The sequence below is a fragment of the Microcoleus sp. Pol12A5 genome, from assembly GCF_036701435.1.
Lineage (GTDB): Bacteria > Cyanobacteriota > Cyanobacteriia > Cyanobacteriales > Microcoleaceae > Microcoleus.
This window is the reverse complement of sequence record NZ_JAUBQU010000003.1, coordinates 52,514-66,933: the sequence shown is the minus strand read 5'-3', so window position 1 is coordinate 66,933 and position 14,420 is coordinate 52,514. Positions and strand designations below refer to the sequence as shown.

At 46.7% G+C, this 14,420-nt stretch carries 11 protein-coding genes; 2 read left to right on the top strand and 9 right to left on the bottom strand.

The window, feature by feature from the left end; translation table 11 throughout:
• Positions 1 to 135 precede the first annotated feature (135 nt).
• Positions 136 to 1,200, bottom strand: coding sequence for a uroporphyrinogen decarboxylase (gene hemE, locus QUA45_RS01520; RefSeq protein ID WP_015178097.1), 1,065 nt, complete (start codon positions 1,198 to 1,200; stop codon positions 136 to 138).
• A gap of 240 nt (positions 1,201 to 1,440) precedes the next feature.
• A complete protein-coding gene (locus QUA45_RS01515) occupies positions 1,441 to 2,223 on the bottom strand; it encodes a hypothetical protein (RefSeq protein ID WP_333097869.1) in 783 nt (260 codons plus the stop codon).
• A 346-nt stretch (positions 2,224 to 2,569) separates the two neighbouring features.
• Between QUA45_RS01515 and QUA45_RS01510 the strand changes: the two genes are divergently transcribed.
• Positions 2,570 to 3,091 (top strand): hypothetical protein, encoded by a 522-nt coding sequence (locus QUA45_RS01510; protein WP_333219057.1) that lies wholly within the window; start codon positions 2,570 to 2,572, stop codon positions 3,089 to 3,091.
• 26 nt (positions 3,092 to 3,117) lie between these two features.
• Here QUA45_RS01510 and QUA45_RS01505 read toward each other — a convergent pair whose 3' ends face one another.
• The 4 genes from QUA45_RS01505 to QUA45_RS01490 form a co-directional block, all read right to left on the bottom strand.
• Positions 3,118 to 4,032: an LD-carboxypeptidase gene (locus QUA45_RS01505; protein WP_333219055.1), complete on the bottom strand. Its 915-nt coding sequence runs from the start codon at positions 4,030 to 4,032 to the stop codon at positions 3,118 to 3,120.
• 312 nt (positions 4,033 to 4,344) lie between these two features.
• Positions 4,345 to 5,106 (bottom strand): type I methionyl aminopeptidase, encoded by a 762-nt coding sequence (map, locus tag QUA45_RS01500; protein WP_190659689.1) that lies wholly within the window; start codon positions 5,104 to 5,106, stop codon positions 4,345 to 4,347.
• Positions 5,107 to 5,241: 135 nt separating this feature from the next.
• Complete coding sequence (locus tag QUA45_RS01495) at positions 5,242 to 6,327, bottom strand: glycosyltransferase family 4 protein (protein WP_333219053.1); 1,086 nt, start codon at positions 6,325 to 6,327, stop codon at positions 5,242 to 5,244.
• Between the two features lie 107 nt (positions 6,328 to 6,434).
• A complete protein-coding gene (locus QUA45_RS01490; RefSeq protein ID WP_333219051.1) occupies positions 6,435 to 7,628 on the bottom strand; it encodes a HEAT repeat domain-containing protein in 1,194 nt (397 codons plus the stop codon).
• Positions 7,629 to 8,544: 916 nt separating this feature from the next.
• Here QUA45_RS01490 and QUA45_RS01485 point away from each other — a divergent pair.
• Positions 8,545 to 10,293 carry a CapA family protein gene (locus QUA45_RS01485; RefSeq protein WP_333219049.1) on the top strand — a complete coding sequence of 583 codons (1,749 nt, stop codon included), beginning with the start codon at positions 8,545 to 8,547 and terminating at the stop codon, positions 10,291 to 10,293.
• Between the two features lie 172 nt (positions 10,294 to 10,465).
• Here the strand turns inward: QUA45_RS01485 and QUA45_RS01480 are convergent, their stop codons facing one another.
• From QUA45_RS01480 to QUA45_RS01470, 3 genes are all read right to left on the bottom strand, one after another.
• Entirely contained in the window at positions 10,466 to 12,220 is a 1,755-nt protein-coding gene (locus QUA45_RS01480) for a Rieske (2Fe-2S) protein (protein ID WP_333219047.1), read from the bottom strand.
• A 76-nt stretch (positions 12,221 to 12,296) separates the two neighbouring features.
• Positions 12,297 to 13,391 (bottom strand): PfkB family carbohydrate kinase, encoded by a 1,095-nt coding sequence (locus QUA45_RS01475; protein WP_333097880.1) that lies wholly within the window; start codon positions 13,389 to 13,391, stop codon positions 12,297 to 12,299.
• A gap of 286 nt (positions 13,392 to 13,677) precedes the next feature.
• A complete protein-coding gene (locus QUA45_RS01470; RefSeq protein ID WP_333097881.1) occupies positions 13,678 to 14,229 on the bottom strand; it encodes a response regulator in 552 nt (183 codons plus the stop codon).
• Between the last annotated feature and the right edge of the window lie 191 nt (positions 14,230 to 14,420).

The following is a 14,420-nucleotide window of genomic DNA, read 5'->3' as shown; positions in this document are numbered from 1 at the left end:
AAATATAATGTGCAATTAACCGGATTCGCTCCGATTATATATTTTTATCGACGTTAGGGACACGGCATTGCGGTGTCCCTACAAATATCAGGTGCAATTAACTGGATTCGATCGAATTCTACAATCGAAATCAAATCAAGCAGCAACTGCCAGCAATTTGTCGGCTTGTTTTGCGGTTTCAAAGAAGAAACGCACGTTATCTTCGGGAGTTCCCGGTAACACGCCGTGTCCCAAATTGAGGATGTGTCCGCGATGACCGGCTTTGCGAATTGTATCAAGAATTCGATCGCGAATAAATGGTTGAGAACCAAACAACACGCCGGGATCGAGATTTCCCTGAACGTTCATGTTGGGGCCCAAACGCTTGCGCGCGTCGGCCATATCAACTGTCCAATCGACGCTGATGATATCCGCGCCGGATGTTGTCATGCGTTCGAGGAGGCCGGCGCTACCAGTGACTAACAGAATTAGCGGTGTGTCGGGATGGGTTTTTTTGACTTGCTCGAATACTTGTTTCTGGTAAGGTAGAGCGAAGGTGTCGTAGTCCTGCGGGGAGAGTTGGCCTGCCCAGGAGTCGAACATTTGCACTACTTGGGCGCCACAGTCGATTTGATAGCGCACGTAAACGGCGATCGCATCGGCGAATTTCGACAGCAACTGATGCAGTAAAGTTGGATCGGAAAATGCCATATTTTTGATGATGGCATAATCCTTAGAACCTTTGCCCTCAACAGCGTAGGCTGCCAGCGTCCACGGCGCGCCGACAAAACCGAGCACGGTGGATTTGTTGCCGACTTCTTCGCGCAGGGATTTCAGGATTGTTTTGATAAACGGCAAGCTTTCTTCCGGGTTCAGCGGTTGCAGGTTGTCAATTTGCTGCTGAGTGCGGATGGGTGCGTGGATAATCGGGCCTTTGCCTTCGGCGATGTCCATGTCTATGCCCAAACCCGGCATCGGGGTGACAATATCGGAAAACAGAATTACGCCGTCGGGTTGAAACGCGCGCCACGGCTGAAGGGAAACTTCGATCGCAACTTCGGGAATTTCGGAACGTTCGCGAAACGAGGGATACTTTTCTCGCAAATCTCGATAAGCCTTCATGTAGCGGCCGGCTTGACGCATCATCCACACGGGCGGGCGGTCTAGGGTTTCGCCGCGGGCTGCCCGCAACAACAAGGGAACTTCATTTAATGCCGACATTTTAACTTTTCTCTACCTTAGATATTTCAATGCCTTTGGTAGCTTACCACTGTGCGATCGTCCTTTTCGACAAAATCGTTGTGTGTACAAATGTGTATTTTGTCATGGCCAAAGAAAGTGAGGCGATAGCCAGAGATCGACTCGTATATAAACAACTGTATAAGTCCTGTGTATAGGGTCAGAAACCCGGTTTCTACAAAGAAACCGGGTTTCTGACTTCCGCCCTACAGTTTTACCTACTTACCTCGTTACACAAACTCCGCCCACCACTACCCGACATTGATCTCGGCCCGCATCGAATCTACTATCATCCCGCCGCGCCGAGTCTAAATTTCTAGTCCGCGAATTGTAGTAATAATCTCCCGCCGGAAACCTTCTATTCGGGACAGCGCAGTAAGTTGAATCTTGATTACCATCGTCAAACCTTACTCTCACCATAGAACGTCTCTCGCGACAATCAACAGACCGCAAGTCAAAATCATCTTGCAAAAGCCGTTCTCTGTCATATTGACCGTCATATCGATCGTTATCTCGCCTCGTGTACCAATCGTCCCGCGAATTGCGAGCTCGTCTGTCGCCCCCATCAATTCCCGAAACTTCCAGCGTGTAGCTACCGCCTCTAGCTGCATCTTTTGCTAACACTAACAGTTTATAATCGCCACTACGGGGAATTTGATAATTAAAAGAACGGTCTTGCGTAAAAGCGACTTGTTTGTTGTTCCCGTAAAACAGCACCATTACGGGAGTAAAACCGCGGCTTCTATCTGTATCTAAAAACACTTCAATGTTGTCGCCTTCCCTCGCGCTGAATGTGTATTCTTGGCCGCGCAATTCTTCGGTCGGAGATCCCGGAACCCACATATTTCGGAAACGGTAAATCGGGGAAGTGCGGCGAATTACTCCATCTATGCGATCGTTATTCCCTATCTGTTCGCCAACTGCACTAGACGAAATGCCAGTGAGTGCCACTCCTGCAACTAGCACAGTGGCCGCAATACTGTTTAACAAGTTGTGTGTTCTCATATCAACCTCTTTGCGAAAGTTTTAAAATCTTTTTGCTGTGTTGGCAGCAACATTTGCACATATAATCCATTTTAAATGTAATTTTAGCTATCTAGTGTTAGCCTCACCCGACAGGAATATTTCGTTGCTGTAAACTATTATTGGGCAGGATTTACGCCACCCATCTACATATAGCGTGAACGTAGGGGCAAACCTCCCGCCATTCGCGATCGCACAATGTCGATAGCCCAAAACCTCCGTAGATTTACTTATAGTGGTTGGAGCTTGAAAACTTTGATAGAATGAAACATCCCTGCTTAGAATTAGGTAGTGGCAATTGATGCAATTCACGATCGTGTTTTTTGCTATGCCATTAAATTTAAATCCGTTCTTCAAACTATTGTACTCGCTCTTGCCCTACCGGGAAGCAACCCTTCATATACCATTTTCCAAAAAAGTAGTCCGCCAACGGCTTGCTGCCAAAGTTCGTACAGGTTTAACGGTTCGCAAAGCTATTATCGGGGGAAGCCGAATTCTTTACTGCTACCAAATCGAGCTTGATGGTGATTTCCTCCGCGCGACAATTACTGGCGGAGATTGGAGAGGCTTTTTGGTGGCGACAGGACAAATTCAAGACATTGAAGGCGGTTCAGTGTTGCCCTTGAAAATGACTATTCCCACTTTATCTATTGTCTTTTTACTGTCTTTAGGATTGGGTTGGCTTGTATTTTTATTTGTCACCGAAAAACCACCCTTAGAAATCCTCCCATTTTTCCTGATAATTGTACTATTATCCTATGCTTTATTTATGCTGCAGTTTCGCTACCATGCAGAACGCACCTTAAATATTCTGAAATCGACTATTCTTTTACAGAACTTTGATGAATGATTTTCAGGGTATCTAAAAAGTAGTTTTTACCCGCAACTGAGGAATCCCGAATCAGCGTCAAGACTCGCCATAATTCCCATAGGTAAAGCAGCGTTAACCCCCTCGTGACCGAAGGGCAAATCGGAGACAATCGGAATATTCAAATCCCCCAGCCGATCGCGCAACACCTCTTCAATGCTAAAACTGGGAATACTCGGCTCAATCTCGCAGCGGCTGAAGCGCCCCAAAGCAATGCCCCGCACCCCAGCGAAAGCCCCCGCCATCCGCCACAAAGTCAGCATTCGATCGACCCTGTAAGGAGCCTCGGAAACATCCTCAAAGGCGAGAATAACCCCGGCCAAATCAGGTTGATACGGGGTTCCGAGCAAATGAGAAGCCACCGTCAGATTCGCCGGAAACAGCCGCCCGGTAGCTTTTCCGCTGCCCCATCCTTTACCTTGCAAAGATTGTAAGGGACGACCTTCTATGCAGTCAAAAAGTCGATCGACAGACCAATCCGGTTCATCCGACAAAGTTGTCAGCAGCGGCCCGTGAACGCCCCAAACACCCAATTTAGCCTGATTCCACAGCAAAGCAGTAATGTCGGAAAACCCGATTAACCATTTCGGCGAATGGGAATCGGGAGTTGGAAATTGGGAATTTTCCGCCTTTCCCACATTTCCTTTTTCCAAAAGCCGAGTGCTGCCGAAACCGCCTCGAACACAGAGAATACCGCGACAATCCGGGTCATTGAGGGCATCTGCCAACTGTCGGACGCGGTTTTCGTCGGAACCTGCCAAATAGCCCCAGCGATCGTCAAAACCCGGTGTTAATTCAAGTCGATAGCCGCGAGATTTCCAAATTTCTACACCCTTTTCAAAGTTGGTTGATTCTCGCAAAGTGCCACTAGGGGCAATTACTTTGAGCAAATCTCCTGGTTGCAGAAATTTTATGTCAGTCATTTGTTATTAGTTATTAGTTATTAGTTATATCGTGTTTGGTGAATCGATAGTAATTCTGTAGGGGCGCGTTTTACGGACAATTTATGACTGAAACAGACAATCTCGAAAACCCACCCCCACCCACCCATAAATACAAACCTACATTTGCGGATTCGATGCAAATTTCAGGTTGATTTAGGTTATCGGTTTTGGCGGGGCGGGTTTATCTAGATTGTTGATAATCGTTAGATATTGTCGGTGAAACCCGCCCCTAAAGGATATGATGGATTATTGGTTTAGGAGCTAATTTTTCAGATTTTTTGTTAATGATTGCTACGGCAAAGTCAGAATTTCCACCCCAGAATCTGTCACAGCCAGAGTGTGTTCAAATTGAGCCGAAAGCTTTCCATCCTTGGTGATAGAAGTCCAACCATCGGCGAGAATTTCCACTTCCCAAGTACCCTCATTAATCATCGGCTCGATCGTAAAAACCATTCCTTGTCTGAGTTTTTTTCCTGTGCCCCGTTTGCCGTAGTGCAGAATTTCCGGTTCAGTGTGAAAGACTCGGTGAATCCCGTGTCCCGCAAAATTTCGCACTACCGAAAAACCCTGTGCTTCAGCATATTCTTGAATTGCGGCACCGATGTCGCCGGTACGGGCACCCGGTTTGACTTCCGCAATTCCTCTTCTTAAACATTCCTCGGTTACTTCAACTAACTTTTTCGCTACAGGTGAAGGTTTGCCCACAAAAAAAGTTTTGGAAGTATCGCCATGATAACCATCCACTAAAGGTGTTACATCAATATTAATAATGTCACCTTCTTTAAGAATTTGTTTCGCATTAGGGATGCCGTGACAGACTACTTCATTGACGCTAGCACACAGAGATTTTGGAAATCCTTTATAGCCTAGCGGAGCGCTTTTTGCTCCGTGTGCCAAAGTCCAGCGTTCGGCTTCGTCGTTAATTTCTAGAGTGCTTACTCCAGGTTTAACCATCGGTTCGAGATGTAGCAGAAGTTCTGCCGCTAAACGGCCTGCTTGGCGCATTTTTTCAATTTCTCTACTGGATAAAAGCACTAAACGTTCGGTTGCCATAGTTTTTTCACTTTTCTTTTTTTGTTGTCGATTAAGAGTTTATTTAACTCAGTTTTAGAATAGAGTTGAACTGCTGCTCAATAAACTTATAAGGTGCGTCAGTCAGCAGATGTTTCTAAAAATTAGCCCGTATTATTACTGACGCACCCTACTAGCAGTGATAGATTTGAACCAGTGTTCACAACGATCGCCCAAAGCTTCCAAAGAGTATTCTAGCTCTACTTGTCGCCGGCAAGCGCTGCGGTCAATTTGGTCTAAGCTGGCGATCGCACCTACCAAGCCATTTACACTATCAGGCTCCACTAAAAAGCCCGTCAGTCCGTCTCTAACAATTTCCGCCGGCCCCCCGCGCTCGTAAGCAATCACGGGCACACCGCACGCTAAAGCCTCGATCGCGACATTTCCGAAAGCTTCCACCCAACGTGGTGTCATCAACAATGCTCGGCACTGACGGACTTGCTCTTGCATTTGGGTTGTTGTCAGAAACCCTAAATATTCTACCGGAGCATCCGGGTAATCTGCACAAATTTTTTGCCAATAATCCTCATCTTGCATTTTGCCCATAATTTTCAGGGGAATTCCTGTAATTTTCGCTGCTGCTACTGCATCTTCTAAGCCTTTCTCCGGGGCGATGCGGCCTAGCCAAGCTAATTTAGACTGCGGTTGGTTGCAAAATTCGTACAGGGATAAATCTATGCCATTTCCCAACAACTGACATTCATCGGCAAAGGCGAATGTTTTGGCTTGAGAAGCGGTGTGAACTCCGATCGTACCAGGAAACTGGAGGGCGGTTTGTCCGGCAATGCGATCGAGGGCAGCAGAAAGGGAACCCATGCTGATCAAATGTGCGATCGGAGTCCTAAAAAATGGTGTCAAATAAAACGGCAGCCAATCGTAGGCAAAATTAACAATGACATCCCATTTATCCTGAACTTGGCGAGCATATTCCCACATATTCGCCAGCACAGAATCTGCAGGCATCACAATAGGATCGTTGTAATCTTGTGTTTGGGCGGTTACTTGCAAATCGCCCGTTATTTCGATTACTGGAATTGATTCTAAGACTGAACCTATCGGCGCTACGACTGCTATTTTATGACCGCGACTCTGCAATTCTTTAGCAATGTTAAGGACTGTAAGTTCGACACCGCCACCCAACCCCGAACCTAGTTGACCGACCGAAGTTGACAGGAACAATAGTTTTAAAGGGTTATTAGTCATTAATCCTTAATCATTAGTCAGCATTCACTAATTTTAACATAATCTAAATTATAAATTCTCCCATCTCCAATCTCAATTTTCAAATTATTTGAAAATTGCTACATTTATTAATCCCTCCCAGAACGCGGACGGATGCGATTCAACTGATTTATTGCCCAGCGAGCAACTTCCTGAACTTCGGGATCTGGATCGTCCGTAGCACGGTGCAACAAGTAACTGATTTGATTCACCAATTCGTAAATCCGCGTCAAGTCGCGAATTGCATTTTTACGCACTTCTGGATTTTCATTTTGCAGCGAAATTGACCAAGCATTATTCATTGGTTTGAGCGTGCGAATGCCAATTTCCGAGAGACTTGCCAAAATTAAACTGTACTGCTTCGAGTCGGAATTTGGTAACAAATCGAGCAACGGCTCAACTGCTCTGGAATCTCCCCGCTGACCTAGTTCCCAAATTGCTTTGCCCCTCTTTGCCGGATTTAGGTGCTGCAAATCTTCAATCAGTGCTTCAATAATATCAACTTTAGGTCTACCATCCGTTTCGGGAAGGGCAAAATCTTTCTTGCGACTCGCTAGGGAATCGCCTTGATTTGTTGTTTCGGGAATGTTGAAACCTGTGTTGCTGTACCCATTGCTGTGATGTTCCAAGGGCGAGGTGTCGGAATTAATTCGATCGCCCTCGAATGCTGCATCGTCGGATTCTGATTCCCCGGATTCCAGGATAAAAGAGGGATCGCTGCTGTCGAGACTGTTGTCTTTTGGCAAATCCAAAGGGTAGGGCAAGGCTGACATCGGTTTTGACAGCCCAAAAGAAGCCTCTTGCTGTGTAATTGCGTGCGAGTTTGTAGGAGAACCAGAATTAGTAAATGGAGAGTTTCTTTGGTGCTGGCGCTCAAATCTTCCCCGTCTTCGCTTGGAATAATTTGACTCGTCACTGCTAACTAATTTGAGCATGATAAATACTGCCGCTGCCGTGACGACAACTGCTGCCAAACCCAACATTAAGAACCCCCGCTGACGAGACAAAATGACGATCAAATTGGATACCGATTTCGGGAGCTTAGAATTAGATTTGGACGTTTTGGACGGCTGAGATTTGTTTTTATCAGGCGCTGGAGAAGGTTTTGGAGGCTTGGCATCCTGGCGATCGTCCGGGGGAGAGTTTGCCTGAGCAATTTCTTGGGAAACAGCACGCGCAGAGGCATTAAGTACCTTTTGCCCTCCGTCGGCACTTGGACTGAACGCAGCACCCAGACAGGCAATGCAGGTGAACAAACATACAGAGGAGCGGTAATGCGCCATAAGACTCAATCCGGGTTTTGAGAGGCAACGCCGCATGACGAGCTTTAGTTTAACCTTGAGTTAGCTCGATCCTAGCTGCTATAGGCTTAACTAACTCACAAATAGCACCATACTAGCGAAAAACCCTGGTTTGAAAGGGCATCGAGCCAGCTCTCACAAGCACAATTGTGTCATTGACGTGCAACTCTTTTAAATAATTAGTTTAATTAGTTTAAAACGAACAACTACATCGGTGGCCGCGACTTTAGCGGCATCCTGAAAGTTGATTGCAGCTAGTTTCACCTACGTGCAGTGTGCAGTGCAGACCCAGCAGCGCAGCACTGCGGGGGCGGTAGCAGACGATTGTGGCTCCGTCGCCGTCGATTTCTCACTAATAGCGTGGCATGACCAAAAGTTTAACAAGCTTTCGAGCCTGTGGGTCGATCGTTATTGTCTGAACTGGGGCCCAAGTGGGACAGGGGGATTGGCAGTGGAAACGAGAAACTAGGTTTTTTCGTTAATTCTTCCCTGCTAAGCCGCATATTTTTCGTACATTCAAGGACGCACTCTCGACGCTCATAAATCAGTTTTATTTACCAAAAATGCTGTAAGAAAGAGAGCGCTGATTTGAGCGATGTTAATTTGAAGGGGGCAATTATGCCGGATAGAAGTGTTTGGGCGATCGGCGAAGATAACCGTTAGGAAATATTGTATTCAGCTAGCCAGCGCCAAAAATCATACTACCTTGTAAAAGTAGGGTCGGATTTAGTTAGGAGCTATAGTGACAGCGAGTAGACCCTTTCACGCAGGCGTCTTTTGCCAACGTTTTGTTTATTTGTACCCACTTACTTAAGTTAAATCAATCGGTATTTAACGCTGTGCCGCCAAATTTGATATAAGATCGACCTAAATTTCTAGTGTGAGAGTAGAGGCGTTTGTGAGCCAACAAGATATTTTAAATTTAGCAAAAGAAGGCGATGCCAGGGCGATCGCATTTCTGATCGGTCAAGCACTCCACAGCTTCGGCGTCACGGCTAAAGCCAGCCGGGAAAATGACACCCTGCACCTGCTACTGGAAGCAGAACATTTACCCGCAGAAGAAGCCTGTCTCCGAGTCGCAGTCAAAGGGTTGCAGCGGTTGCAACCAAATAACCTTTACTCAGTGACCATTTACGGGCGGCAGGGCGGCCAGCAATTGCCCGCTTGGACTCAGACGGTAGAATTAAAAAAACGCTTGACTTCCGAACCCGTGAGTCCGTTAGTGACCGTGAATGCAGCAGTAGCTGCGAGTGCAGCAGTAGCCGCTAGTGTGGCCGCTTCTCCCATTCCTGTGACTTTGCCCAAGCTAGAAAAACCTCAAAATGTCACAACGGCGCCCCCTCAAACACCAAAAAAATCTCCGCCCCAACCCCCTAAAATCCCAACTCCAAAACCCCCACACCAAAAGCAGCAAAAGCAATCACCGCAGCCAGAATTAGCCCGCACTAAAATTAAAAAATCTGGGCTGTCAGTCGCTGCTCTGAGTCTAATTCTCGTACCGATATCCGGCTTTGTGCTGGCTTCTCAACTTTACAAATCCTCAACCACCGCTACTAATAACCCTCTCACGTCAAACCCTGCGGTACAAGAAGTGAGCTCGACACCAGCACCAGCAGCCGCAGCCAAACCCCTTCCCGCTCCAAAATCGCCCTCCCCGGCTGCCAAAAAACCTGCCATTTTGCCCGCCACTGTCAGCATCAAAGCAGTTGGTGACATGATCCCCGGCACAAATTATCCCTACAATAAACTGCCGGCCAAAAAAGAGATGTTATTAGAGTCGGTAAAACCGTACCTCAAAGGAGCTGATATTCTGTTTGGCAATTTTGAAAGCACGATGACCGATTATCCTTACAGTTCCAAAGCAGGTGGCGGACGAATGCTGTTTGCCTTTAGGACGCCTCCGAGTTATGCGAAAATTTTCAAAGATGTTGGTTTTGATATTTTAAATGTTGCCAACAATCACTCTTACGATTTTAACGAGCAGGGATTTAAGGACACTATTAAAAACATCGACAGCAATGGCATGAAGGCTGTTGGTAAAAGAGATCAAATTGTTTATCAAAATGTCAAGGGTGTGAATTTTGCCTTTATCGGTTTCAGCAACTACGGCGAAGTTCACAATTCCTTGCTGGAACTGAAAGCGGGAGCCGAAGTTGTCAAAAGAGCCAAGGAAAATGCTGATATTGTAGTGATATCAGTTCATGCTGGAGCTGAAGGAACGGGAGCTGTAAATGTGAGGAATAAAACTGAAATTTTTTACGGAGAAAACCGGGGAAATATGGTTTTGTTTTCGCGGACGATGATTGATGCGGGAGCAGATTTGATTTTGGGACACGGCCCGCACGTTCCCCGAGCGATGGAACTTTATAAAGGGAAATTGATTGCTTATTCCTTGGGAAATTTTTTGGGTTATCGCACTTTGTCCACAGCAGGAACACTCGGTAAATCCCTAATTTTGGATGTGAAAATGACTCCGCAGGGGGATTTTGTTTCTGGCAAGATTATCCCGATCCAACTAGACGGGCGAGGCGTGCCATCTGTTGATAACAATTTTAGGACTGTGGGGTTGATTGACCGTTTGACAAAAAGCGATTTTCCCAAGACTGATTTGAAAATTGATGACAAGGGGATAATTTCCAAGAAATGATCGGGGCAATTATTTACCTAAAAAGTGCCTTATGACTCACATCTTTCACCATTCTCAACAACAGACAAGATGCCTGTTCCACAAAGAATGAGTTTTCTTGCGCGGTGGGCAGGAGATACCGCCCAAAAGAGGATTATTGATATTGGTGCAAGATGTGAGTTATGACGAGAAGCTATACTTCCGGCGACTCCTCAAATAAGCGATCGCCCCGGTGCAATCGATCGGCCATTTGATAAGTTTGTGCTTGCGATCGCACTGTCGGGGCATGGGCGGCTAAATACCTTGCTGCCGCCACTAATACCACAATGCGATCGCCCGCATTCTCTAATAAAGCATACTGGCGAAATGCCGCTTCTACCTGCTGAATAACGTGGAAATCCCGATTTTCCCGCAGCATCAGTTTTCCTAAAACTGCCATCAACCGTTCCGATTTGCCACCGCTATATAAGTATTTTGCAACTAATTTACCGACTTGATTCACCTGTTGCTGTCTGTCCAACAAGTCTGGCAGTTGTTTGAGTAATTCCTCTGGATTCTCAACTACATCTGTTGGTTCTGGAAGTCGCGCAGGCGGTACATTTAAGAAACGGTTGAGATATACGCCGATCGCTGCATCGAAAACTCCCCGCAGCAACTCTATGGAAGGCGATCGTCGCAATCCTTGATGCACCGCATTCGCAAAGGTAAAGGGGTGGTGGGCTGAATTCCAGTCGCTGTGGTCGTTATTCGTATTAAACCGGGCCACGCGGAGGGCCGCAGCATAAGTGACTGCACTTGCTAATTCTGCTTCGCTACAACCTTCTTTCAAGGCAGTTAAAAGTGCATCGACGATCGCCAATACATCTTCGCCCAACAACATCGGAATTAACTGTTCTCTTCCCAACCAATTGCCCCGGTGCGATCGGCCCATTTCTAAAGCTGCCGGCAACTGCGCCATCGCTGACTCTAAAATTGCCACCGCATCCACAGGGTAGCGCCAAGAACTCGACTCTTCCATGCGCGCCGCATTCGCCAAACCAGCCACCAAACTCGCGAAAATAGTTTCTGCCCCTTCCCAATTCACTGCATCCAGCGCTTCTAACGCCTTGTTAATAAAGTCGAGGCTGTGACCGACATCAATGTAGCGGTGGTCAGTAGCGGCCGCAAACAGCATATCAGCAATTTGTTCTCGTGCCAGAGGCGCGCGTACTGCTGTCAACAAACATCGTTCCGCCGCTTCACTGTCTCTGATTTCAATAAATTGCCGGAACCAGCTTTTAAGTGTCTCTGCATCAACCTCAGAATTAGGCAAGGGGTGAACCGCAAAGTGAGGAGGTGCGCCTGCACTATCGCGGGCCACGGCCGAAAGTCCCTGATAGAGGGCGGGCGGTCGGTCTTCTGGATCTAGATAAGGCAGGATATTCATCAAGCAGGTGTGGATCGATAAACCCGTATCCCATCCCGATTTGTTGTAGCGGGTGCCAAATTCTAATCCGATTTGGAAAGGTTCCCTGGCAGTTGCCCCCCCATCTAGCAAGGCAATCACTGACTTGGCGATGACTAGGGAAATTCCTTGTTCTAACCCATCTTGAAGTCTCTGGCGCTGGTGGGCGTAAGGGTCAAGCTGTTGTGCTAAATTTACCCAAACTTCCCCGTCGCGAATTTCCGCTGGGAACGATCGCACGTCGTCGGCCCAAGAGTCAAAAGTACCGCCGCTGGCGACATCAAAGCGGGCGTAGTGCCAAGGACAGGTGACTATGCCATCTTTGCAAGTGCTGCCGTTGAGGGGAAAACCCATGTGGGGACAGCGGTTGTCGATCGCGTATACCCGATCGTTTGAGTAGAAAAGGGCGATCGTGTGTTTTTCCAAATTCACTAACAAGCTGCCCTTTGTCTCGACTTCTGCAAGTTTCGCGGCGCGAACGTAATAGCCTGAAGTCTCAGCCATAAGTTTTTAAACTAATTTATATATAAACTAGATTAACTCAACCTCGATAGATCGCCAGCAGGTTTCTGTTTTGGACTCATTCCAGATTCATCAGCGATCGCAAAGCTTCTTTCATCTCCTCTACCGTTGTTGTCGCCGTACCGAATTGACGCACGACAATACTAGCCGCCAAATTTCCCAAAACTGCCGCTTCCCAACCAGATGCACCGACGCACAAAGCTAAAGTCATTGCTGCTACAACTGTATCTCCAGCACCAGTTACGTCGAATACATCAGTCTTGTTAAAAGGGGGAATGTCCCAACTTTTAATGACAAATTCCCCCTTTTCACAAATGGATGTTGGAGGGGGTGAATTTTTGATTTCTTCGCCGTTCGCCCTTTCAAACAAAGTCATCCCTTCTTCGCCGCGAGTAATCAGGATTTTTTGAGCTTGAGTTAAGTTCAATAAATCGCGTCCTGCTTGCATTAAATTTTGAGGGTTTTTGATAGCATATCCGACAGCTTGCTCGGCTTCTGGCAAGTTCGGAGTAAATAACATTGCTCCAGAATATCGCTGCAAATTTATTTGAGCGTCTACAATTGTTTTGCCGGGAACCACTGCCGATTCGATCGCCAAACGAGTCAAAACTCCGTCGCCGTAGTCGGAACAAACCACTGCATCTACTGTCGGTATTTGCTGCCGGATGTAGTCTGCCAATTGCAACTGCAAATCTAAATCCGGCAACTCGTCCGATTTGCGATCGACTCGGACAATTTGCTGAGTCACCGACTGCCGCGCGTGCCCCGAAATTCGAGTTTTGGTGACAGTTGGACGCTGCGAATCGATTAAAATCCCACCCGTATCAATTCCCGCCGCCTCAAAAATACCGCACAAAGCCTTTCCCTGGTCGTCTTTTCCGACCAAACCAGCAACTTTTACTTTGCCTCCCAGTTTGGCTAAATTATAGACAGCATTTGCGCCACCTCCGGGTACTTGCTGAGTATTTTCGTAGCGCAAAATCAACACAGGTGCTTCGCGGGAAATTCGCTCTACTTGTCCGGTAAGAAACTCGTCCAAGGTCAAATCTCCGATCGCTAATACCTGCGCTCGATCGAAGCAGTCTAATCTTTTCAATAATTGCTCTGTTGAGGCACGCAGTTGAGGCAAAAAATCGGAATAGTCGTTAGTCATTAACCAAAAAAATGAGACTGAGGAGTTGATAATTGAGTGTGGAACGAGCGGGAATTAAAAATCCTAATATTAATTAATAATTAATTTCCTCCCTTGTTTGATTTTTAACTTTTAATTGATTTTCTCACTGGGATTTTGAGCAACCAGTTGCAGGGTATTGGCAATCGCACTCGCTCAAACAATTTGGCAAAAAAATGCCGATAAAATCGCAGCCCTTGAGACTAAACTGAACGTTTCACGGTGTGGAAGTTTCCTTCTACATAAGTGCCTTCAAAAAACAGCAGAATTATTTCAATTTCTGCTTGATGATCGTAATCACCTGAGTCATTTGTTTTTTGAGTGCATCAATTTCCGCTTGCATTTTCGCCATTTTCGCAGTCATCGCCTGAATTTCGGCGGCGCCCCCTCCAGAAGTGGGTGCAGCGACGGCGGCTGGGGCTTCTGGCACTGGTTTCTTTTTGGCCAGTACCATCGCCGATTTGATTGCCTCGGTTAGCTGCTTCTTCTCAAATGGTTTGGCGATGAATGCAAAAAAATGCTTCTCAAAGGGTTTCGGAATTTTTTCCATCACCTCTTCTTCGCGGCCCGACATGATCACCAAAGGTATCTTAGAAAGCTCAGGATGGGCTTGCACTTTTTGATACACTTCCCAACCGCTGACTTTGGGCAGTAGGAAATCTAACATAATTAGATTTGGCCGGGCTTGACGGATCAGTTTGAGTCCCTCTTCGCCGTCTTTTGCTTCTAGAACTTCAAAGTTACCCTGAGGCAACATCTCTCGGACTCGGACGCGGATGACTTTACTGTCATCGATTACCAAGATTTTTTGACCAGCCACGACTGACTCCTTCAGTAATGAATGAGTGATGATTTGCAACCTTCAGTATATCCCTAACAGAATTCTACCCATAATTCTGGGCGAGTTTAGTTTTGTTGCACCTCGGCGCGATCCTGATTTCGGGTGATACTCCTACAAGTTCAGGGGCTTTGATTTCGGATACGATCGAAGGAATTAACTCGATCGCTACT